At 33.9% G+C, this 22,449-nt stretch carries 18 protein-coding genes; 13 read left to right on the top strand and 5 right to left on the bottom strand.

Going from position 1 to position 22,449, the window contains the following annotated elements; all coding sequences use genetic code 11:
• Positions 1-315: 315 nt before the first annotated feature.
• From tpx to ACY191_RS07800, 3 genes are all read left to right on the top strand, one after another.
• Positions 316-810, top strand: a complete 495-nt coding sequence (tpx, locus tag ACY191_RS07790; protein WP_042738426.1) for a thiol peroxidase — start codon at positions 316-318, stop codon at positions 808-810.
• Between the two features lie 169 nt (positions 811-979).
• Complete coding sequence (locus ACY191_RS07795; RefSeq protein WP_107512808.1) at positions 980-1,933, top strand: class I SAM-dependent methyltransferase; 954 nt, start codon at positions 980-982, stop codon at positions 1,931-1,933.
• An 87-nt stretch (positions 1,934-2,020) separates the two neighbouring features.
• A complete protein-coding gene (locus ACY191_RS07800; RefSeq protein ID WP_042738428.1) occupies positions 2,021-3,220 on the top strand; it encodes an acetate kinase in 1,200 nt (399 codons plus the stop codon).
• A 140-nt stretch (positions 3,221-3,360) separates the two neighbouring features.
• On the opposite strand, the gene ACY191_RS07805 is transcribed toward ACY191_RS07800, so the two are convergent.
• Together ACY191_RS07805 and ACY191_RS07810 are read right to left on the bottom strand one after the other, a co-directional pair.
• Complete coding sequence (locus ACY191_RS07805; protein WP_042738429.1) at positions 3,361-4,533, bottom strand: esterase-like activity of phytase family protein; 1,173 nt, start codon at positions 4,531-4,533, stop codon at positions 3,361-3,363.
• A 359-nt stretch (positions 4,534-4,892) separates the two neighbouring features.
• On the bottom strand, positions 4,893-5,396 hold the full coding sequence (locus ACY191_RS07810) for a universal stress protein (protein ID WP_042738430.1): 504 nt from the start codon (positions 5,394-5,396) through the stop codon (positions 4,893-4,895).
• Between the two features lie 143 nt (positions 5,397-5,539).
• On the opposite strand from ACY191_RS07810, the gene ald reads away from it, so the two are divergent.
• Positions 5,540-6,655, top strand: a complete 1,116-nt coding sequence (gene ald, locus ACY191_RS07815; protein WP_042738431.1) for an alanine dehydrogenase — start codon at positions 5,540-5,542, stop codon at positions 6,653-6,655.
• Positions 6,656-6,795: 140 nt separating this feature from the next.
• Here ald and ACY191_RS07820 read toward each other — a convergent pair whose 3' ends face one another.
• Complete coding sequence (locus ACY191_RS07820; protein ID WP_229367284.1) at positions 6,796-7,425, bottom strand: copper homeostasis protein CutC; 630 nt, start codon at positions 7,423-7,425, stop codon at positions 6,796-6,798.
• The gene (locus ACY191_RS07825; protein ID WP_229367283.1) at positions 7,422-8,474 is read right to left on the bottom strand and encodes a M24 family metallopeptidase; all 1,053 of its coding nucleotides are present in this window, start codon (positions 8,472-8,474) and stop codon (positions 7,422-7,424) included. The genes ACY191_RS07820 and ACY191_RS07825 overlap by 4 nt, the downstream gene beginning before the upstream one ends.
• Before the next feature lie 189 nt (positions 8,475-8,663).
• On the opposite strand from ACY191_RS07825, the gene ACY191_RS07830 reads away from it, so the two are divergent.
• Positions 8,664-9,353 carry a metal-dependent hydrolase gene (locus ACY191_RS07830; RefSeq protein WP_042738434.1) on the top strand — a complete coding sequence of 230 codons (690 nt, stop codon included), beginning with the start codon at positions 8,664-8,666 and terminating at the stop codon, positions 9,351-9,353.
• 280 nt (positions 9,354-9,633) lie between these two features.
• On the opposite strand, the gene ACY191_RS07835 is transcribed toward ACY191_RS07830, so the two are convergent.
• Entirely contained in the window at positions 9,634-10,047 is a 414-nt protein-coding gene (locus ACY191_RS07835) for a universal stress protein (protein WP_042738435.1), read from the bottom strand.
• 230 nt (positions 10,048-10,277) lie between these two features.
• Between ACY191_RS07835 and ACY191_RS07840 the strand changes: the two genes are divergently transcribed.
• The 8 genes from ACY191_RS07840 (at position 10,278) to pyk (ending at position 22,394) form a co-directional block, all read left to right on the top strand.
• A complete protein-coding gene (locus ACY191_RS07840; RefSeq protein WP_042738436.1) occupies positions 10,278-11,570 on the top strand; it encodes a DRTGG domain-containing protein in 1,293 nt (430 codons plus the stop codon).
• A gap of 38 nt (positions 11,571-11,608) precedes the next feature.
• Positions 11,609-12,544 carry a DHH family phosphoesterase gene (locus ACY191_RS07845; protein ID WP_107580085.1) on the top strand — a complete coding sequence of 312 codons (936 nt, stop codon included), beginning with the start codon at positions 11,609-11,611 and terminating at the stop codon, positions 12,542-12,544.
• Between the two features lie 21 nt (positions 12,545-12,565).
• A complete protein-coding gene (locus ACY191_RS07850) occupies positions 12,566-15,766 on the top strand; it encodes a DNA polymerase III subunit alpha (RefSeq protein WP_229367282.1) in 3,201 nt (1,066 codons plus the stop codon).
• Positions 15,767-16,015: 249 nt separating this feature from the next.
• A complete protein-coding gene (gene ystJ, locus ACY191_RS07855; RefSeq protein ID WP_042738439.1) occupies positions 16,016-17,248 on the top strand; it encodes an NADP-dependent malic enzyme in 1,233 nt (410 codons plus the stop codon).
• Between the two features lie 77 nt (positions 17,249-17,325).
• On the top strand, positions 17,326-18,192 hold the full coding sequence (accD, locus tag ACY191_RS07860; protein WP_042738440.1) for an acetyl-CoA carboxylase, carboxyltransferase subunit beta: 867 nt from the start codon (positions 17,326-17,328) through the stop codon (positions 18,190-18,192).
• Positions 18,185-19,129: an acetyl-CoA carboxylase carboxyltransferase subunit alpha gene (locus ACY191_RS07865; protein WP_229367280.1), complete on the top strand. Its 945-nt coding sequence runs from the start codon at positions 18,185-18,187 to the stop codon at positions 19,127-19,129. The genes accD and ACY191_RS07865 overlap by 8 nt, the downstream gene beginning before the upstream one ends.
• 514 nt (positions 19,130-19,643) lie before the next feature.
• Positions 19,644-20,612 carry a 6-phosphofructokinase gene (pfkA, locus tag ACY191_RS07870; RefSeq protein ID WP_042738442.1) on the top strand — a complete coding sequence of 323 codons (969 nt, stop codon included), beginning with the start codon at positions 19,644-19,646 and terminating at the stop codon, positions 20,610-20,612.
• A 21-nt stretch (positions 20,613-20,633) separates the two neighbouring features.
• Positions 20,634-22,394 carry a pyruvate kinase gene (pyk, locus tag ACY191_RS07875; RefSeq protein WP_042738443.1) on the top strand — a complete coding sequence of 587 codons (1,761 nt, stop codon included), beginning with the start codon at positions 20,634-20,636 and terminating at the stop codon, positions 22,392-22,394.
• The last annotated feature ends 55 nt before the right edge of the window (positions 22,395-22,449 follow it).

Here is a 22,449-nt window from a genome sequence, read left to right on the forward strand (position 1 = left end):
TCATTAACATGTATTGTTAATGATGCGGTCTTTGTTGTTAGTAGCACTGTTTATATGTATTAAATTATTTCAATTAACATAAAAAATCTTGTAAGATAGTTGGAGTTTGATGTTGCGTAAAATGAACGCATTAATCGTTATTCAATATGAGTTATTATATAATTGGGATAATGATAAAGTGACATTTATTTTGAAAAAATGAATGATTTGTATTATTTAAAGTAATTATAAACGATTTTAAATCAGAAAATTTTATTTCAAGACTATAAAAAGTTATAATGTAAAGGAAAGCACTTATTTATAGGAGGCGTACAAATGACGCAAATTACATTTAAACAAGAACCAATGACATTATCAGGCTCACAAGTAAACGAAGGAGATGTGGCTCCGGACTTTACAGTATTAGACAACGACTTAAATGCGGTGAATTTATCAACTTATGATGGCCAAAAGAAATTAATTAGTGTTGTGCCATCTATAGATACAGGTGTATGTGATCAACAAACACGTAAATTTAACGAAGAAGCAGCACAAGAAGAAGGTGTTGTATTAACGATTTCTGCTGATTTACCATTTGCACAAAAAAGATGGTGTGCAGCTAATGGTTTAGATAACGTAGTTACTTTAAGTGACCATAAAGATCTTTCATTTGGTAAAAATTATGGTGTAGTAATGGATGACTTACGTTTATTAGCACGTTCAGTATTCGTTTTAGATAAAGATAATAAAGTTGTTTATACTGAAATCGTTCCAGAAGGAACTGATTTCCCTGATTTCGAATCTGCATTAGCAGCATATAAAAACTTATAATTTAATAAATGTGTGATTGAAAAACTTTTAACTTAGTAACTGTAGTTTAACAATCAAACAGTATCATTGACATTATAAAGCATACTGTCCATAATTATTTGGTAATATGAGTTAGTTATTAACTTATTTCAAACGAATTATGGACAGTTTTTTTAGAAAGGACTATTAAATGGCACAAGAAGAAACAGTAACAATAATGGAAAAATTATTTAAAGCGCTTGACGAAAAGGCAAAATCATTAAATGAGGAAAATGGTCAAAGCTTTATTGAAAACTTAGGGCTAGCTATGGAAGATATATATAGAAATAATAGAGACCTTTTAGAACAGGCTACATTACAAGATCGTAGAAAGGCATTTCAATTTTCTTATCTAAGCTTACTACAACAAGAAGATATACAAGCGAACCACCAAATCACACCTGACTCTATTGGTTTGATTCTTGGATTTTTAGCACAACGTTTTTTAAAGAAAAATGAAGAAATGCACATCGCAGATATCGCAAGTGGAGCAGGTCATTTAAGTGCTTCAGTACATGAAGTGTTATCTGATCATACATTAATGCATCATTTAGTTGAAGTAGATCCAGTATTATCAAGAGTGAGCGTTCACTTAGCTAATTTCTTAGAAATACCATTTGATGTTTACCCACAAGATGCAATTATGCCACTGCCTTTTGAAGATGCAGACGTCGTTATTGGGGATTTACCTATTGGTTATTATCCAGTTGATGATCGAAGCCAAGAAATGGCACTGGGCTTTAAAGAGGGGCATAGTTATTCTCATCATTTATTAATAGAACAAGCAGTAACTGCATTGAAACAATCAGGTTACGCTTTCTTAGTAGTACCGAGCAATATCTTTGAAGGTGATAATGTGAAACAGTTACAGAATTTCATTGCAACAGAAACAGAAATGCAAGCATTTTTAAATTTACCTGCAACATTGTTTAAAAATGAAAATGCACGTAAATCAATATTAGTGCTACAGAAGAAAGAAGCTCAAATCACGAAACCTGTAGAAGTATTGCTTGCCAATATACCTGACTTTAAAAACCCACAACAGTTCCAGGCATTTTTACAAGATTTGAATGCATGGATGGAGCAAAATCACCCTGAAAATTAAACTGTAATACTCTTGAATTCAACCTGTATTAATGATTAAATAGATATGGATATAAAAAACTTAATTAAAATTGGAGGCATTATGTTTATGTCAAAATTAGTTTTGGCCATTAACGCTGGTAGTTCATCATTGAAATTTCAACTTATTGAAATGCCGGACGAAAATCTTGTTACTAAAGGACTTATCGAAAGAATTGGTTTAAAGGACTCTATTTTTACTATTGAAGTCAATGGAGAAAAAATTACAGAAGTAAACGATATCGCGAATCATGAAGATGCCGTAAATATTATGTTAGAAAGCTTTAAAAAGCATGGTATTATCGACAGTATTTATGATATAGATGGTACAGGTCATCGTGTTGTACATGGTGGAGAGCTATTCCCTGAATCAGTATATGTTACTGATGAAGTAGAAAAGCAAATCGAATCATTAAGCGAATTGGCACCATTACACAACCCTGCAAACTTAATGGGAATTCGTGCTTTCCGTAAATTGTTACCAGAAATTCCACATGTTGCTGTATTTGATACTTCATTCCACCAAACTATGCCTGAAAAATCATTCCTTTATAGTTTGCCATATCAATATTATGAAGAATACGGCATTAGAAAATACGGTTTCCATGGTACGAGCCATAAATATGTATCTCAACGTGCAGCTGAAATACTAGGTAAACCATTAGAAGAATTGCGTATTATTTCTTGTCATATTGGGAACGGTGCATCAATTGCTGCTATCGATGGCGGGGAATCTGTAGATACATCAATGGGATTCACACCATTAGCAGGTGTAACTATGGGTACGCGTTCAGGTAATATCGACCCTGCTTTAATTCCATTTATTATGGAAAAAACAGGTAAGAGTGCTGAAGAAGTATTAAACACATTGAACAAAGAATCAGGATTACTTGGTATTTCTGGAACTTCTAGTGATTTGCGTGACATCATTGAAGAGTCTAAAGAAGGTAAAGAAAGAGCGCAACTTGCATTAGACGTATTTGCATCTCGAATTCATAAATATATTGGTTCATATGCGACACGTATGCATGGCGTAGATGTTATTGTCTTTACTGCAGGTGTCGGTGAAAATTCTGATCCAGTAAGAGCCAAAGTATTAGAAGGTTTGGAATTTATGGGAGTTTACTGGGACGCTAAGAAGAATGAAGGTATCCACGGTGAAGAAGGCTTTATCAACTATCCACATTCTCCAGTAAAAGTCATTGTAATTCCTACAAATGAAGAAGTTATGATTGCAAGAGATGTTGTTGAATTTGGTAACGTTAAATAATAGTTACCTAGAGAAAATTAATATGATAAACGCTTCATAACATATTAGTAGTCACTCTATATTGTCTATAGGGTGACTACTTTTTTGTGAAATTATAAATTTATCATAAATATTGAATTGTTAAAATTACACAATTAGTTTTATTTATCTTCTGGTTGAACTTCAAAAGCAATTAATTCAGTTTTTTGTGATTGATTAAAGTTATTATCTGTCACAAGTACTAGACTGTCATTGCCATTTGGTAATTGCTTGCCAAATGTCATACCTTCAATGTTGTCAATCTTACCAATGTCCTGTTCATTTAGGTTGGCAACTAGTTGTTTATGAACAGGTTTGATTTTTTTATCCTTAATTGAGTCCATATTTTTTATTTCAGTAGCATTTTTAGTGTCAAATTTATAAATACGTACATAATTATGGTATGCTCCGTCAGCTGATTGGACACTTGCACGTTCCAATGCTAAAAATTCATGATTATTAATCGCTAGCATTTCGGAAATGCCATTTTCTGCTGTCTTATTTGCACCAGGATTACCAGGTACAGCATCGAGAGGGTATGCATATTCTGATATTAACTCACCATTACGATTATATTGAGTAATTCGTGAAAACGATCCAGAACGTGTAGTTGATATTTGTCCGTCTTGTAGCAGTGAACCTTCCATTGAAGTCCAAATTGACTGCCCGTCTGTTGAAAATGTGCTGCCTTCTAGCGCAAGGTTATTTCTAAAGCCATGTTTATTATCTTTATCCATTTTTATATTGTTTGTAATAGGTATGTCAGCAAGAAACTGACCGGTTGAATCAGCTTCTCTTATAAAGGGGTTTAAGCCTAAGGAACGGTCACCCTCACTCGTATATAATATGTTTTGTGTTATTGGATCTATTCTAACTGATTCTATGTCTGCCACTGCCTGATTCTCTTGGTGTTGGTATTTATTTTTATTTGGATAGCTTGAACCATCAGGTTGTTTAAATGTATGTACATTAGTGAATTTTGTGTGCTTAAAGCCATGTTGATTATAATTAATTTTTGCTTCGTAAAATCTTGCCGGACTCTTTTCTGAACGGTCATCACTTGCTAGATACCAATTGTTGTTTTTAGCATCGTACGAGATACCTGATAAACCACCAACAGTTGTGCCTTTGTATGATTGATTGTGAGGTATGGTTGTTGTATCTATCCATTTCAAATGTTCAACTGAATGGTTTTGTTGAGATTGAGCATCTATGTATGTAGGGGAGTTTAGAGTTGTAATTGAGATCATACCAATTGTAATACTAGAAATGATTAATTTGTTTAAATTGCGCATGCGCTTCATCCTTTCATTTTTAAGTTAAATCTATCATAAAGTAGATTTATGAAGTGAACATGAAGATAATTTATCAATTGGATTAATATGATAATTTTCATATTAATGCAACTTCAGGTTTGAGAAATTTACAGTGTAGGTGACGTGAAATTTTTAGTTTGAATGTTAGCTTTTGAAATTAGTAGGGTGATTTAAGTTATATCTTTAATGAATAAAAAATCGACAACTTCTATGTGATATCAATAGAAATTGTCGATTTTCATTTGTCTAAGTAATTATAACTTAGGCATTTATCTAGAAAATATTTGAGATTATATTACTGCGCGTCTAATGACCAACAAAGTAATATACAATCAATATTAACGAGCTTGGTATTGTGATCTGAATTCATCAGTTGCTACTTGTGGTTGGAAGTCCTCTGGGATTTCTTCAGTTCTAACGACTAATACATCACAAGGTGAATGGCGAACAATTGCTTCAGATACAGATCCTACGATAAAACGTTCAACAGCATTGAGTCCTGATGTACCACACATAATTAAATCTGCATCTACATCAGCAGCTAATTTTTTAGGAATAATAGCTTTAGGTGAACCAAATTCTAAGCGTGTTTCCACATTTGCGACACCTGCGTTTGTAGCGACTTCCTTATAGCCGTTGAGAAGATCTTCGGAAAAGTTCTTAGATTTCTCAGTGAACTGTGCATCATATACTTCATATGATGAGTAAGTTCTAGAATCAATTACATTTACGACTGTTAGTTTCGCGTCGTTACGTTTTGCAACATCTACAGCTTTGTTAAATGCCCATTCAGCTTCATGTGATCCATCTACAGCAATTAAAATATTTTTATAAGTTAGCATCACAATTACCTCCTTAATTCTTCTTGGTTATAGTATACCACCATTTACAGAATATTAACACAATTTAAATGTTGTAAAAATTCCCTAAACTATGATTGCGCTTTCATAAGATACGCGTTACTATAAATTTGGAGGTGGATGTAATGATTATTGGTATTCCAAAAGAAATAAAAAATAATGAAAACAGGGTGAGTCTTTCACCAAGTGGTGTTCACGCTTTAGTTGAACAAGGACATACTGTAATAGTTGAACAATCTGCAGGTTTGGGGTCATATTTTGAAGATGTTGACTATACAGAAGCAGGGGCTAAAATTGTTAAGGAACCATCCGAAGTATGGGACGTAGATATGGTGATGAAAGTTAAAGAACCATTGGAAGAAGAATTCCAATTCTTTAAAGAGGGGCTAATTTTATTCACTTATTTACATTTGGCAAACGAAGAAAAATTAACAAGAGCGTTATTAGACAATAAAGTGGTAGGTATTGCGTATGAAACTGTGCAATTACCTGATCGCTCATTGCCACTATTGACACCAATGAGTGAAGTAGCGGGACGTATGTCAGCTCAAATTGGTGCAGAGTTCTTACAAAAATATAAAGGCGGTATGGGTATCTTATTAGGTGGCGTACCGGGTGTATCTAAAGGCCGTGTATCTATTATTGGTGGCGGACAAGCCGGAACAAATGCAGCTAAAATTGCATTAGGACTTGGTGCAGATGTTACAATTTTAGATGTAAATCCAAAACGTTTACAAGAAATTGATGATTTGTTTGATGGTAGAGTGCATACTATCATGTCAAATCCTTTAAATATAGAGAATTGTGTTAAAGATAGTGATTTAGTTATCGGAGCAGTATTAATACCAGGTGCAAAAGCACCAAACTTGGTAACTGAAGAAATGGTTAAAGGTATGAGAGACGGGGCTGTAATTGTTGACATTGCCATTGACCAAGGTGGTATTTTTGAAACTACGGATCATATTACTACACATGATGCGCCAACATATAAAAAACATGGTGTTGTCCATTATGCTGTGGCAAATATGCCAGGTGCAGTTCCAAGAACATCAACGATTGCATTAAATAATGCTACATTACCATATGCACAACAGCTTGCTGGTAAAGGTTATTTAAAGGCTCTACAAGATAACCCAGCATTGGCATTAGGTTTAAATACTATTAATGGACAGTTGACAAACAAAGGCGTGGCAGAGGCATTTGATATGTCATACAGTGCAATTGATGCAGCCTTAAAATAAGCTTTATAATAAATTGACATGGATTGATAATAAATAAACAGATCATCACTTAGAGGTTATATACAATCGTTAGTGATGACCTGTTTTTTTGTTGTTATGAGTTATTTTAAGACGTTTTGCAAATAGTTTATAGGATACCCTTAAACTATTTTAGTACCATGTACTTCTTGGAAGGGGAAAGCGTCGAGTAAAGATTGAACATTATCTTTCGTTACGCCTCCTCCAGGCATAATTTCAATTTTTCCGCCAGAATTGACGACTAATTTTCCTAAATGATTTAAATTATCGAAAATATTAGTTCCAGCAGGACCGCCATGAGTTAATAAACGTGTGAATCCTAAATCGATTAATTGGTGTAATGCTTTGATTTGACCTCGTTGGTGAATCTCATCGAAAGCCATATGACAAACTGATTGAACCGGTGCGGCAAGTTGCTTTAAAGTCTTCATTTGCCATTCATTAAGTGTGTAATCTTCTGTTAGACATCCAAATACAAAATAATCTACATTGAGTGACTTTAATGCTTTGATATCACGCTGCATAATTTCAATATCATATAGACTATAGACGAAATTACCACCACGTGGTCTAATCATCACTGCCAGTTCAACATGATTGATATGGCAAATTTCAGCCGCAATTTCTGTCATACCATAGCTTGGTGTTGTACCACCCACTGCTAAATTATCGCATAATTCAATACGGTTAGCGCCATTTGCAATAGCTTCTTCAACTTGTTGAATCGTTTCTACTACAGCTTCTTTAATCATTTTTCATATCCTGTTAAAATTTCATAACCGTCTTCTGTAACTAAGATATCATCTTCAATACGTACTCCTGCAACACCAGGTACATATACACCAGGCTCCACAGTGACTACCATACCAGCCTCGAATTGATTGTTGTTTGAACTAGATACATCTTGATATTCATGCTCCTCTAAGCCTAAACCATGTCCAAGTCTGTGAGGGAAATATTCGCCATAACCCGCTTCGCTTATAATATTTCTAGCAATTGCATCAACATCTTTAATCGTGACACCAGGTTTAATTGCGGCGATTGCTTCTAGTTCAGCCTTTAATACCACATCATAGATAGCTTGCGCTTCTTTACTTGGAGTTCCAAATTGGACTGTTCGTGTCATATCACTGCAATAATTATCATAAATGACACCTAAATCAAATAACACAAATTCATCCTGTTGAAGCTTACGATTTCCAGGTGTACCGTGTGGTGACGCTGCATGATCGCCGAATAGGACCATCGTATCGAAACTCATTTCATTTACACCATAACGCTTAATTTCATTTTCAATATGATTGACAACTTCACGCTCTGTAACACCTTCTGATAAGTATGCTACGCCAATTTCAATACACTTATCTGCAAGTTCACATGCTTTTTTAATTTTTGTGATTTCACTGTCACTTTTAACGTTGCGTAGTGCTTTGATTGTTTGATCAATATCACCAAATTGATTGACATTAAATGCATCAATTAATTCACGTTGACGGTGTACTGTTAAGTGATGTGCTTCGATTAGCAATTTATTATACGTTTCATGATGTTTATCTAAAGCATTTTCAGTATCTAAATAACCAATGATTTCACCTTCGAAAGGAGAGTTCTTTACTTCGTCAACTTCTAGTTGTGGGCAAAATAAAATTTGATCACCATTATTCTTAATTAATAATGCTAATAAACGCTCATGAGGATCACTTAAATAGCCTGTAAAATAAAAAATATTCAATGGTGTGGTAATCCATGCTGCATCAGCTTGCTGTTGCTGTAATTCGGTTGTAATTTGTTCTAATTTCATAAATTAAATCATCCTCCTGTATTCATGCTCATTACAATTTTATGTTAGTTTCTTGTGGAATTCAAAACTTTAATGTTTTTTCAGGAAAATCTACATTATATAGTGAGCATTTAGGTTAGACTTGTGTTATAAAAATACGTTCACGTGGTATAGTAATTTCAAATAGACAATTGGGAGGATTTAACTATTATGAAATTATCTTTTCATGGACAATCAACAATATATTTTGAAGCTAATGGTAAGAAGGTAATCGTTGACCCATTTATTACAGGAAACGAGCTTTCAGATTTAGATCCTAGTACGTTAGAGGTTGATTATATTATTTTAACGCATGGTCATGGTGATCATTTTGGTGACACTGTTGAACTAGCCAATAGAAATCATGCTACTGTTATTGGATCTGCTGAACTAGCTGATTATATTACTACAAATAAAAATGTGGAAAATGTCAGACCGATGAATATTGGTGGTAAAGCTGAATTTGAATTTGGTAGCGTGAAATTTGTACAAGCATTTCATAGTTCAAGTCTAACTGATGATAATGGAATACCAGTTTATTTAGGTATGCCAATGGGCGTAGTATTAGAAATTGAAGGTAAGACGATTTATCACACAGGTGATACAGGTCTATTTAGTGATATGAAATTAATTGCGGATCGTCATCCAGTAGATATTTGCTTCGTACCCATCGGTGATAATTTCACTATGGGTATCGACGATGCAAGTTATGCAATAAATGAATTTATTAAACCGAAAGTGACGGTTCCAATTCACTATAATACATTTGATTTAATCAAACAGGATCCAAACGAGTTTAAAGCAGCAGTCTCAGTTGGTGAAGTACAAATATTAGAACCTGGTGAAGCTGTAAAATTTTAATTAATTAATAAGCTATGGAGAAATCGTATATATACGATTTCTCCATAGCTTATTTTTTGTGTCTAAAGAAAATAGAATATTATTCCTAAACGTTACTTAAACAATAATTTATGGTTATTGGATTTTTTAAGTAATGGATATTATGTGTCGTTAAAGGGGTTGTATGTAAAGAGTTACCGTAACTGTGCTAACGTTGCAGGGAAGCTTATTTATAATATGAGGTATGATCAACAAAAATAAAAAGCCTGAAGAACTTTGTAGAACTTCAGACTTTTTAATATTACTTTACAATGAGTACAGGGATGTTCGCTCGTTTAGCAACTTTATGGCTTACGCTACCCAAGACGAATTTTTTCTTATCTTCGGCTTTTCGGTTACTTAAGACGACGATTTCGTATTTACCGCTATTTGCGTGTTTGACTAATTCTTCCTTGGCATTACCACGTACAATAATTTCATCATAGTTTATGCCATAATCATCTAGGGCATTACGTGTACTTTCTAAACCTTCACTACGTTTTTCAACAAGTTTATCTAGATGTACACCAGATTTGATTGAAGTTTGTGCGTCTTGTTCGCTAATTGCATTTAAAATCGTTACAATAGTACCTTCGCCTGATAATTTTGAAACTTGTTCTAAAGCTTTTTCATTTTTAAGTGTTGTATCTACACCGAGTAAAATATTTTTGAACATTCGTTCATCCCTCCTTAAATAGTATTTTAATAAAAGACTAATCATAATTGCAATTAAATTATAATAATTTACATATAAATATGGCAAAATAGAATTTTAATGCCAACTTTACTCCAAAGGAGACTAAAATTTATTATAAATCACTATATTTTGAATTGTTACATCGCATTTTTATATATAAAAAGTTATAATATCAGAGAAACGGTTCAAAAATAAATGAGGTTATTCACATGACAAAACATGAACAAATATTATCTTATATTGAATCACTCGCTATCGGGCAGAAAATTTCTGTTCGTAAAATAGCAAAGGACTTAAATGTTTCGGAGGGGACTGCTTACCGTGCAATCAAAGACGCAGGACAACTAGGGCTGGTTGCAACGATTGATAGAGTAGGTACTGTACGTATTGAAAAGAAATCAAGAGAGCAAATCGAACAATTGACCTTTGGTGAAATAGTAAAGATAATTGATGGACAAGTATTAGGCGGGCGTAATGGATTAATAAAAACATTGTCAAAATTTGCAATCGGCGCGATGGAGATAGAGGATGTAATTAAGTACTTAAGTGCACATACCTTGCTTATTGTAGGTAATAGAAAGGATGTCCAGTTAGCAGCATTGGAAAGAGGAAGTGCCGTGTTGATAACTGGTGGATTTAGCACTTCGAATGAGATTATTAAATATGCTGACGAACATGATTTACCGATTATTTCTTCGAATTATGATACTTACTTAGTAGCAAATATTATCAATAGAGCTATGTATAACCAAATGATTCGTAAGGAAATTTTGGTCGTTGAAGATATTGTAAAGTCCGTACAAGGTGATACAGTTATATTTGATCATATGACTTTGGCTGATTATAAAGATAAAGCTAAGAAAACTGGTCATACTCGTTTTCCAGTGATTGATGAAGATTGGCGTTTAGTTGGTATCGTAACCAGTAAGGAAATTATTAAGATGGATGAACAAGATACGATTGCTAATTATATGACTAAATCACCAATCAATGTTCAATTGTCGACCACGGTTGCTAATTGTGCGCATATGATGATTTGGGAAGGTATCGAATTATTGCCTGTAACAACGGTAAGTAAAAAGTTGATAGGGGTTATTACGAGAAAAGATGTATTAACTGCAATGCAATTATTGAGCAGACAACCTCAAGTAGGGGAAACAATTAACGACCAAATTGCTAAGCACATTACCATTGGTGGAGAAGGCATACAAGTTCAGATAACACCTTTATTAACGAACCAATTTGGTACATTAAGTAAAGCTGTTTTTGTTGCAATTATTGAAGAAACAATTAGATACGAAATTCGAAAACTAAAAAAACTAGAAGTGATGATTGAGAGTTTGAATATTATATATATTAAAACAGTACAAATCGAATCAGAATTAACGGTACAGTATGACATGTTAGATGTTGGTAGAAACTTCGCGAAGTTAGAGGTTAAGATGTCGAATGAAGGACAACAAGTTGCTAAAGCGATGATTATTTGCCAAATGATAGATTAATGCAGAAAAAATCCATTTTAGAAAAGGAAGAGAGAGAAATGACAACAGAATTTAATGAAATAATGAATAAAATACAAGAAAGTGACACTGTAATTATTCATAGACACGTTAGACCAGACCCTGATGCATACGGTTCACAATTAGGTTTACAGTCTTACTTGAAGTTAAAGTTTCCAGAGAAAAATATTTATGCTGTTGGAGAAGCTGAACCATCATTAGACTTTATTGGTACGTTTGATACGTTAACAAATGAAGATTACCAAGGAGCATTAGTCATTGTTTGTGACACTGCAAATGCGCCACGTATTAGTGATACACGATTTGATTTAGGTCAGTACCTTATTAAAATTGATCACCATCCCGCAGTGGATCAATACGGTGACTTAAATTATGTTAATGATCAAGCATCTTCTACAAGTGAAATTATATTTGATTTTATAAATCATTTTAACGATATATCATTGATAGATGCCGCAACAGCTAGATTGCTATATTTAGGTATCGTAGGAGATACAGGACGTTTCTTATTTAATAATACAACGTCGCATACGCTAGAAGTAGCTAGTCACTTATTACAGTTTCCGTTTAGTCATAATGAAGAACTGAATAAATTAGGTGAAAAGGATCCAGCCTTATTGCCATTCCAAGGCTATGTTTTACAAAATTTCGATTTAAATGATAAAGGTTTTTGTAAGGTCATCATTACAAAAGAGGTACTAGAGCAATTTGATATTGCACCAAATGAAGCATCATTATTTGTCAATGCGATTGCTGACATTAAAGGCTTGAAAATTTGGGTGTTTGGTGTGGATGAAGGCTCTGAAATCAGATGTCGCATTCGCTCTAAAGGTATTGTAATCAATGATATTGCTAGCGACTTTGGAGGCGGTGGTCATCCAAATGCTTCTGGTGTATCAGTTGCTGATTGGGATCGATTTAATGAATTAGCCGACGCATTAAATAATAAATTATAACAGTTTAGGAGGTATTTGCTGATGGTTGCCCATTTAAATATTCACACAACTTACGACTTATTAAATTCTAGTTTGAGAATTAATGATGTGGTTACTAAAGCCGTTAAAGAGGGGTATTCTGCTTTAGCGATAACAGATACAAATGTATTATATGGTTTACCGCAATTTTATGATGCTTGTATTGCAGCAAATATCAAACCTATTTTTGGTATGACGATATATTTAACTGATGGTTTAACTTCATTAGAAACCGTTGTACTTGCGAAGAATGAACAAGGCCTGCAGAACCTTTACATGCTTTCTTCAGCCATTAAAATGAAAGATAAAGAAGAAACGCCAGTTGAATGGTTAAAGAAATATGCAGCGGATTTTATTATTATTTTAAAAAAAGTAGATGAAGCACATCAAAATATTGTAGAAACGCTAGTTGAATTTGAAAATGTTTATGTGAACCAAGAGAGCATAACAACATTTGAATTGCCAATTGTATGGGCGCAATCTTCGCGATATTTAAATAGAGAAGACAATGAAACTATAGCTGCATTATCAGCAATCAAAAATAATACTAAAATTGATTTAGTTCATGCTGCGCCAGATTATAATGAACATTTATTCAATAATGAAGAAGTTTCATCATTAGAAATTGATAAGGATGTATGGCATCGAACACAAAAAATTGCAACACTTTGCACTGCAGAATTACAATATCATCAATCACTATTACCAAAATTCGCTACGCCGAATGGACAAAGTTCTAAAGCTTATTTATGGTCTATGCTATCAAGTCAATTAGATAAACTGACACTAAACGATAAGCAATCTATTGAGTATCAACAAAGATTAAAGCATGAATATGATGTTATCACTGGTATGGGATTTGAAGATTATTTCTTAATCGTAAGTGATTTAATACACTTTGCTAAAGCGAATGATATCTTTGTAGGGCCTGGGCGTGGTTCTGCAGCAGGGTCATTAGTTAGTTATTTATTAAATATAACAACGATAGATCCAATTCAATATAACTTGCTATTTGAACGTTTTTTAAATCCTGAACGTGTGACAATGCCTGATATCGATATAGACTTTGAAGATACAAAAAGAGATGAAGTGATTCAATATGTACAAGATAAATATGGTCCACACCATGTGGCGGGTATCGTTACATTTGGACATTTATTAGCAAGAGCTGTGGCAAGAGATGTTGGTAGAATCATGGGCTTTGATGAAATAACATTAAATGAAATTTCTAAACTTATACCTCATAAACTTGGAATTACTTTGGATCAAGCATATGAAATACCTGAATTTAAAGCATTTGTACATAGAAATCATAGACATGAGCGTTGGTTTGACTTAAGTAAAAAGTTAGAAGGGCTTCCTCGACATACATCAACACATGCTGCGGGAATTATAATAAATGATCATCCCTTATATGAGTATGTACCACTTACTAATGGTGATAATGGTTTATTAACACAATGGACGATGACGGAAGCAGAGCGTATAGGCTTATTGAAAATAGATTTCCTCGGCTTGCGTAATTTATCTATTATTCATCAAATTGTGAATCAAGTGAAAAAAGACAAAAATATTACAATCAATATAGAAGATATCCCTTTTGATGATCCAAAGGTCTTTGAATTATTATCGCGAGGAGATACAACAGGTATATTCCAACTTGAGTCAGATGGTATACGTAATGTTTTGAAAAAATTACAACCAGAACATTTTGAAGATATTGTTGCAGTTACTTCACTTTATAGACCAGGTCCTATGGAAGAAATTCCAACTTATATATCTAGAAGACATAACCCAGAAAAGGTTATATATCTGCATAAAGATTTAGCTCCAATCTTACAAAAGACCTTTGGAGTTATTATCTATCAAGAACAAATAATGCAAATCGCTAGTACTTTTGCAAACTTTAATTATGGTGAAGCGGACATTTTAAGGCGTGCGATGAGTAAGAAAAATCGTGCAGTATTAGAAAAAGAACGTAAGCATTTCGTAGATGGTGCGCTGCAAAATGGCTATGATGAAAGTTTAAGTAAACAAATTTTTGATTTAATACTGAAATTTGCTGATTATGGTTTTGCACGTGCGCATGCGGTGAGTTACTCAAAAATTGCTTATATCATGAGTTATTTAAAAGTACATCATCCGAACTATTTCTATGCAAATATCTTAAGTAATACGATTGGGAGTGAAAAGAAAACAGCCCAAATTATCGATGAAGCCAAACAGCAAAATATTAATATACTAAGTCCAAATATCAATTATAGTCATTGGTTCTATAAAGCAACAACAAAAGGTATTTATTTGTCTATTGGTGCGATTAAAGGCGTGGGATATCAAAGTGTGAAATTGATTGTCGATGAACGCCATGCTAATGGACAATTTAAAGATTTTTTTGATTTTGCAAGAAGAATTCCAAAGCGAATCAAGACAAGAAAGTTATTCGAAGCATTAATATTAGTTGGTGCTTTTGATGATTTAGGTAAAAATAGGGCGACGCTACTTCAATCAATTGATCAAGTTTTAGATGATGTATCTAATGTTGAACAAGATGGATTTATATTTGACGTGTTAACACCTAAAGCCTCCTATGCAGAAACAGAGGAACTCGAAGATCAAGTATTAAGTGATTATGAAAAGGAATACCTGGGATTTTACGTTTCCACCCACCCTGTTGAAAAGGCGTTTGAACAAAAACAATATTTAGGTATTTTTAAATTAAATAATGCTAGAGACAATCAGCCGATTTTTATACAAATTGATAGTAGTCGTAGAATACGTACTAAAAAGGGTCAAAATATGGCCTTTGTAGTCCTCAATGATGGCATCAATACGCTAGATGGTGTGATGTTTCCAGATACCTTTAAAAGGTTTGAAACCGACATAGCTGATGGTGCAACCTATGTAGTAAGAGGTAAATTCGAACAACGTAATAATAAACGTCAGTTAATTATTCAACATATTGAAAGTATTGAGCATTTTGAATCAGAGAAATTAAACCATGCACAACAAATAGTCATCAGAAATGTAAATGACCTTACGGATATTCAACAAATATTGTCTCAGACTGAACATAATCAGATACCGGTAAATTATTATGATGAATCAACAAAACAATTAAAAACAATTGGACATATTTCTATTGAAAACAACCAAATTGCACTGTTGTTGAAAAAGCTATCACCATGGGATATAAGAATAATTTAACTTTATTCACCCTTTAAACTATGGTATAGTTGACTGATGGTTGAGTAATATTGACCATCAGTTTTAATTTTTAAAAAATTAAAAAATCAAACGATTAAATAATAAATATCTATATGTTTTTATTACAATCAATAACCCGCCAAATTTTTTACGATTTGGTAACGATATCATTTGTAATTTGCGTTATAGTGTAATAAAAATATATATGACGAATCATTATATTAAATGAATGTAAAGGGGTAGATTCACGTGACATTAAGAGACGAAGCTTTACAAATGCATAGAGAAAATCAAGGTAAATTAGAAGTAGCACCTAAAGTTAAAGTTACAAATAAAGAAGAGTTGAGTTTAGCGTATTCACCAGGTGTAGCTGAACCATGTAAGGAAATACATGAGGACCCTCGTAAAGTATTTGAATATACTATGAAAGGAAATACTGTAGCAGTAGTAACTGACGGTACGGCTGTATTAGGTTTAGGTAACATTGGTGCAGAAGCAAGTATTCCAGTTATGGAAGGTAAAGCTGTACTATTCAAGAGCTTTTCAGGAATTGACGGTGTACCAATTGCTTTAAATACTACGGATACAGACGAAATAGTGAATACAGTGAAACTTTTAGAACCAAACTACGGCGGTATTAACTTAGAAGATATTTCAGCGCCACGTTGCTTTGAGATAGAAGAACGCCTTAAAAAAGAAACTAAAATCCCGGTATTCCACGATGATCAACATGGTACAGCTATCGTTACTGTCGCTGGTATGATTAACGCATTAAGAATAGTTGATAAAGACCTATCTGACATTAAAGTTGTATTAAATGGTGCAGGCGCAGCAGGCATTGCAATCGTTAAACTATTATATTCTTATGGCGTACGAGATATGATTATGTGCGATTCTAAAGGTGCGATCTATGAAGGTCGAGACTATGGTATGAATGATACTAAGGCTTATGTTGCTAAATGGACTAACAGAGATAAAAAAGATGGTAGCTTAAACGACATCATTCAAGATGCAGATGTATTTATTGGTGTTTCTGTGGCCGATTTATTAACAAAAGAAATGGTAGAATCTATGGCAGATGATCCAATTATCTTCGCAATGGCAAATCCTAATCCTGAGATTAAACCGGATATTGCTAAAGCAGCAGGTGCAAAAGTGATTGGAACAGGTCGTTCTGACTATCCAAACCAAATTAACAATGTATTAGCGTTCCCAGGTATCTTTAGAGGTGCTTTAGATGTAGAAGCAACACATATCAACGAAGAAATGAAACAAGCAGCCGTAGAAGCGATTGCTAATTTAATTGAGCCTGATGAATTGAATGCAGATTATTGTATTCCAGGACCGTTTGATAAACGCGTTGCACCGTCTGTTGCAAGAGAAGTTGCAAAAGCAGCAATGGAATCAGGTGTCGCAAGAGTTGATGTCGATCCTGAATCAATTTATGATAAGACAATGAAATTAACAGATTTAGATAAATAATAATCATAATTGCTTATTTCAAACGTATTAAATGGTTATATATGGGAAAGTAGCAATGGTTATGTGGAGGTTTACCAATGTTTAAAGATTTTTTCAATAGAAGTAGTAAAAAGAAAAAGTATGTAACTGTATCTGATTCAAAACAAAGTGACGTACCAGCAGGTATAATGACGAAATGTCCTAAATGTAAGAAAATCATGTATACTAAAGAATTGTCTGAAAATCTTAATGTTTGCTTTAACTGTGATCATCATATTGCATTGACAGCATATGAGCGAATTGAAGCAATTGCGGATGAAGGTACATTTGTAGAGTTTGATAAAGGCATGACCTCTGCAAACCCATTAGACTTTCCAAGCTACGAAGAAAAAATTCAAAAAGACCAACAAAAAACTGAACTCAATGAAGCTGTAGTAACTGGAACAGCTAAACTTGATGGTGTTGCTTATGGCGTTGCTGTTATGGATGCTCGCTTTAGAATGGGTAGCATGGGGTCAGTTGTTGGTGAAAAGATATGTAGAATTATTGAATATTGTACCGATAATCGACTTCCATTTATTTTATTTTCAGCAAGTGGTGGAGCCAGAATGCAGGAAGGTATTATCTCATTAATGCAAATGGGTAAGACTAGTGTGTCATTGAAACGACATGCCGATGCAGGTTTATTATATATTTCATATTTAACAAACCCAACTACTGGTGGTGTTTCTGCGAGCTTTGCATCTGTTGGTGATATTAATATCAGCGAACCTAAAGCATTGATTGGTTTTGCAGGCCGCCGTGTAATAGAACAAACAATAAATGAGAAGCTACCTGATGATTTCCAAACTGCTGAGTTCTTATTAGAACATGGGCAGTTAGACAAGGTTGTACATAGAAAAGAAATGAGACAAACATTGTCTAGTATTTTGAAACTGCATCAAGAGGTGAAAAAGAATGCTTGATTTTGAAAAGCCACTTTTTGAAATAAAAAATAAAATTGAATCATTAAAAGAATCACAAGAAAAAAACGATGTAGATTTGCAAGAGGAAATCGAAATGCTTGAAGCATCACTTGAACGTGAGACAGAGAAGGTCTATACAAATTTAAAACCTTGGGATCGAGTTCAATTAGCACGTCTACAAGAAAGACCGACAACACTGGATTATATTCCTTATATATTTGATTCATTTATAGAATTGCATGGGGATAGAAATTTCCGTGATGATCCAGCGATGATAGGTGGAATCGGTTATATCAACGATCAACCTGTTACTGTTATTGGTCAACAACGAGGTAAAGATACTAAGGACAATATTTATAGAAATTTTGGGATGGCTCATCCAGAAGGTTATCGTAAAGCCTTGAGATTAATGAAACAAGCTGAAAAATTTAATCGCCCAATCTTTACTTTTATTGATACTAAGGGTGCTTATCCAGGAAAAGCTGCAGAAGAACGAGGACAAAGTGAGTCTATTGCTAGAAACTTAGTCGAAATGGCAGCACTTTCTGTACCTGTTATATCAATTGTTATCGGTGAAGGCGGAAGTGGTGGCGCACTCGGTTTAGGTATTTCAAATCGTGTGTTAATGCTTGAAAATAGTACATATTCAGTTATATCACCAGAAGGGGCATCTGCATTATTGTGGAAAGATAGTAATTTAGCAAAAATTGCTGCGGAAACAATGAAAATCACAGCTGATGATTTACATGAATTAAATATTGCAGACGAGGTCGTTAAAGAACCAATCGGTGGAGCGCATCAAGATGTAAAAGCTCAAGCATTGAATATTAAGTCAGCATTTGAAAAGCACCTTACTGAATTGACGGAATTGGATGAACAAGCACTTATAGAAGATCGATATCAGAAGTTTAGAAATATTGGTTCTTTTACTGAGTAAATACGACACAATGGGCTCGATGATTTGTTTAATCACAGATAATTTTGCCGAAAGTAATAAACAGAAATTTGGGACATAAAATTTAGAAAAATAGCATTCAGGTGATTGGATTCAATTTATCTGAATGCTTCTTTTTATTCCCTATTTCGTATTGTTGGCTCACCAAAATATTACGTATTGCATTATAATGCCATATTAAAATGATGTAAAAATGAGCAAATCAATTAATGAATTACTTATTAATTTTAAATATGCTGAATAATGTTCAATACTTATTATGATTGGCATTATTAAACTTGGATAACTGTTTAAAATACAGTACAAAAAGGTAGATACATATTAGGATTAAAAATTTGATAATAGTGAAAAATGAGCAAACGCTTTCTATAATGATTTCATTCTATACCTCGATTAAAAACGTTTACATTAGTCATAATGCCTTATTTTAATGGCACGTACCACAAATTTATGGTATTTTTAGAGTAAGAAATTCAAGTTAGAAAGGTATGTCGTCATGAAAAAAATTGCAGTGTTGACAAGTGGTGGAGATTCACCAGGTATGAATGCAGCGGTTAGAGCTGTCGTTCGTAAAGCGATTTACAATAACATTGAAGTTTATGGTGTTTACCAAGGTTACCAAGGGTTGTTGAACGATGAAATCGAGAAATTGGAACTTGGTTCAGTAGGTGATACAATCCAACGTGGTGGTACATTCTTGTATTCAGCAAGATGTCCTGAATTCAAAGAACCTGAAGTACGTAAAAAAGGTATAGAAAATTTACGTAAACGAGGTATTGAAGGGCTTGTAGTTATCGGCGGTGACGGAAGTTACAGAGGTGCTCAACGTATCAGTGAAGAATGCCAAGAAATTCAAACAATTGGTGTGCCTGGAACAATTGATAATGATATTAATGGTTCAGACTTTACAATTGGTTTTGATACTGCGCTAAACACTATTATCGAATGTGTTGATAAGATTCGTGACACAGCATCAAGTCACGCACGTACTTTCATCATAGAAGTCATGGGGCGAGACTGTGGAGATTTAGCTTTATGGGCTGGTTTATCTGTTGGTGCAGAAACAATTATAGTACCAGAAGTAGAAACTGACATCAAAGATGTTGCAGAAAAAATTGACCACGGTATTAAACGTGGTAAAAAACATTCAATCGTAATGGTAGCAGAAGGCTGTATGTCTGGTGAAGCTTGTGCGAAAGAATTAACGAAATATATTAACGTCGATGCACGTGTATCTGTACTAGGACATATTCAACGTGGTGGAAGCCCAAGTGGTGCTGACAGAGTGTTAGCTTCACGTATGGGAGGGTATGCAGTTGACTTATTATTACAAGGTAAATCTGCAGTCGGTGTAGGTATCCGTAATAATGTGTTAGTTGACACACCATTTGATGAAATATTCAAATCGAATGATCATGAATTTGATTATGAAACATTTGAATTAACAAATGAATTATCTATTTAAAAATACTGGGAGGCATTAATAATGAGAAAGACTAAAATTGTTTGTACTATAGGGCCAGCATCTGAATCAGAAGAAATGTTGGAGAAATTAATTAAAGCAGGAATGAACGTTGCACGCTTAAACTTTTCACATGGTGATCATGATGAGCATAAAGCACGTATTGATACAATCCGCAAAGTATCTAAAAAATTAGGTAAAACAGTAGCTATTTTATTAGATACTAAAGGCCCAGAAATTCGTACGCACAACATGAAAGATGGCGTGATTGAACTTGTAAAAGGTTCAGAAGTTATCGTAAGCATGACAGAAGTAGAAGGTACGCCTGAAAAATTCTCAGTAACTTATGACAACCTAATCAATGATGTTGAAGAAGGTTCATATATTTTATTAGATGATGGTTTAATCGAATTACAAGTTAAGAAAATTGACAAAGCAAATGGCGAAGTTCTATGTGACGTATTAAATACTGGAGAACTAAAAAATAAAAAAGGTGTTAACTTACCAGGTGTTAAAGTAAGTTTACCAGGTATCACAGATAAAGATGCAGATGACATTAACTTCGGTATCCGTGTTGGTGTTGACTTTATCGCTGCAAGTTTCGTTCGTCGACCAAGCGATGTGTTAGATATCCGTAAATTATTAGAAGCACAAAATAATACAAATATTAGTATTATTCCTAAAATCGAAAACCAAGAAGGTATTGATAATATTCAAGAAATCTTGGAAGTTGCAGACGGATTAATGGTTGCTCGTGGTGACATGGGTGTTGAAATTCCACCAGAATCAGTTCCAATGGTTCAAAAAGATTTAATTAGACAATGTAATAAATTAGGTAAGCCTGTTATTACCGCAACTCAAATGTTAGATTCAATGCAACGTAATCCACGTGCGACACGTGCCGAAGCAAGTGACGTTGCCAATGCTATTTATGACGGTACAGACGCAGTTATGTTATCTGGTGAAACTGCTGCAGGACAATATCCAGAAGAAGCTGTTAAAACAATGAGAAACATTGCGGTTTCAGCTGAAGCAGCTCAAGATTATAAGAAATTATTATCTGACCGTACAAAATTAGTAGAGACTTCACTAGTTAATGCAATTGGTGTATCTGTTGCACATACTGCATTAAACTTAAGCGTTAAAGCAATTGTAGCTGCAACTGAAAGTGGTTCAACTGCACGCACAATTTCTAAATACCGTCCAAAATCAGATATTATTGCTGTTACGCCAAATGCAGAAACTGCACGCCAATGTGCTTTAGTATGGGGTATTCACCCAGTTGTTAAAGAAGGTCGTAAGACAACTGATGCACTATTAAACAATGCTGTTGCTACTGCTGTAGAAACAGAACGTGTTAAAAATGGTGATTTAATCATTATCACTGCGGGTGTACCTACAGGTGAACAAGGTACAACAAACATGATGAAATTACATCTAGTTGGTGACGAAATTGCTAAAGGACAAGGTGTTGGTAGAAATTCAGTAGTTGGTCATACATTAGTTGTTAATAATGCAAGTGAATTAGAAGGTAAAGACCTGTCAGATTCAATCATTGTAACTTCTTCTGTAGATGAAACATTGGTTCCTTATATTGAAAAAGCAATTGGTTTAATTACTGAAGAGAATGGTATTACTTCTCCAAGTGCTATCATCGGTTTAGAGAAAGGTATACCAACAGTAGTAGGCGTTGAAAATGCTACATCTGAAATTCAAAATGATGTATTAGTTACTGTAGATGCAAATCACGGTAAGATTTTTGAAGGATACGCTAACGTACTATAATTTCTGATTGACATAAATTAATAATTAGCGTCTGGGACATGAATACCCAGCATTA

This window comes from Staphylococcus sp. TCBT05 (assembly GCF_055179755.1).

Excerpts from the sequence above, each read along its gene's own strand:
- ACY191_RS07820 (WP_229367284.1), bottom strand. The coding sequence starts at position 7,425 with ATGATTAAAGAAGCTGTAGTAGAAACGATTCAACAAGTTGAAGAAGCT.
- ACY191_RS07865 (WP_229367280.1), top strand. The coding sequence starts at position 18,185 with ATGCTTGATTTTGAAAAGCCACTTTTTGAAATAAAAAATAAAATTGAA.
- ald (WP_042738431.1), top strand. The coding sequence starts at position 5,540 with ATGATTATTGGTATTCCAAAAGAAATAAAAAATAATGAAAACAGGGTG.
- ACY191_RS07845 (WP_107580085.1), top strand. The coding sequence starts at position 11,609 with ATGACAACAGAATTTAATGAAATAATGAATAAAATACAAGAAAGTGAC.
- ACY191_RS07840 (WP_042738436.1), top strand. The coding sequence starts at position 10,278 with ATGACAAAACATGAACAAATATTATCTTATATTGAATCACTCGCTATC.
- ACY191_RS07800 (WP_042738428.1), top strand. The coding sequence starts at position 2,021 with ATGTCAAAATTAGTTTTGGCCATTAACGCTGGTAGTTCATCATTGAAA.
- tpx (WP_042738426.1), top strand. The coding sequence starts at position 316 with ATGACGCAAATTACATTTAAACAAGAACCAATGACATTATCAGGCTCA.
- ACY191_RS07810 (WP_042738430.1), bottom strand. The coding sequence starts at position 5,396 with ATGCTAACTTATAAAAATATTTTAATTGCTGTAGATGGATCACATGAA.
- pyk (WP_042738443.1), top strand. The coding sequence starts at position 20,634 with ATGAGAAAGACTAAAATTGTTTGTACTATAGGGCCAGCATCTGAATCA.
- ACY191_RS07830 (WP_042738434.1), top strand. The coding sequence starts at position 8,664 with ATGAAATTATCTTTTCATGGACAATCAACAATATATTTTGAAGCTAAT.
- ACY191_RS07835 (WP_042738435.1), bottom strand. The coding sequence starts at position 10,047 with ATGTTCAAAAATATTTTACTCGGTGTAGATACAACACTTAAAAATGAA.
- accD (WP_042738440.1), top strand. The coding sequence starts at position 17,326 with ATGTTTAAAGATTTTTTCAATAGAAGTAGTAAAAAGAAAAAGTATGTA.
- ACY191_RS07850 (WP_229367282.1), top strand. The coding sequence starts at position 12,566 with ATGGTTGCCCATTTAAATATTCACACAACTTACGACTTATTAAATTCT.
- ACY191_RS07795 (WP_107512808.1), top strand. The coding sequence starts at position 980 with ATGGCACAAGAAGAAACAGTAACAATAATGGAAAAATTATTTAAAGCG.
- pfkA (WP_042738442.1), top strand. The coding sequence starts at position 19,644 with ATGAAAAAAATTGCAGTGTTGACAAGTGGTGGAGATTCACCAGGTATG.
- ACY191_RS07805 (WP_042738429.1), bottom strand. The coding sequence starts at position 4,533 with ATGCGCAATTTAAACAAATTAATCATTTCTAGTATTACAATTGGTATG.
- ACY191_RS07825 (WP_229367283.1), bottom strand. The coding sequence starts at position 8,474 with ATGAAATTAGAACAAATTACAACCGAATTACAGCAACAGCAAGCTGAT.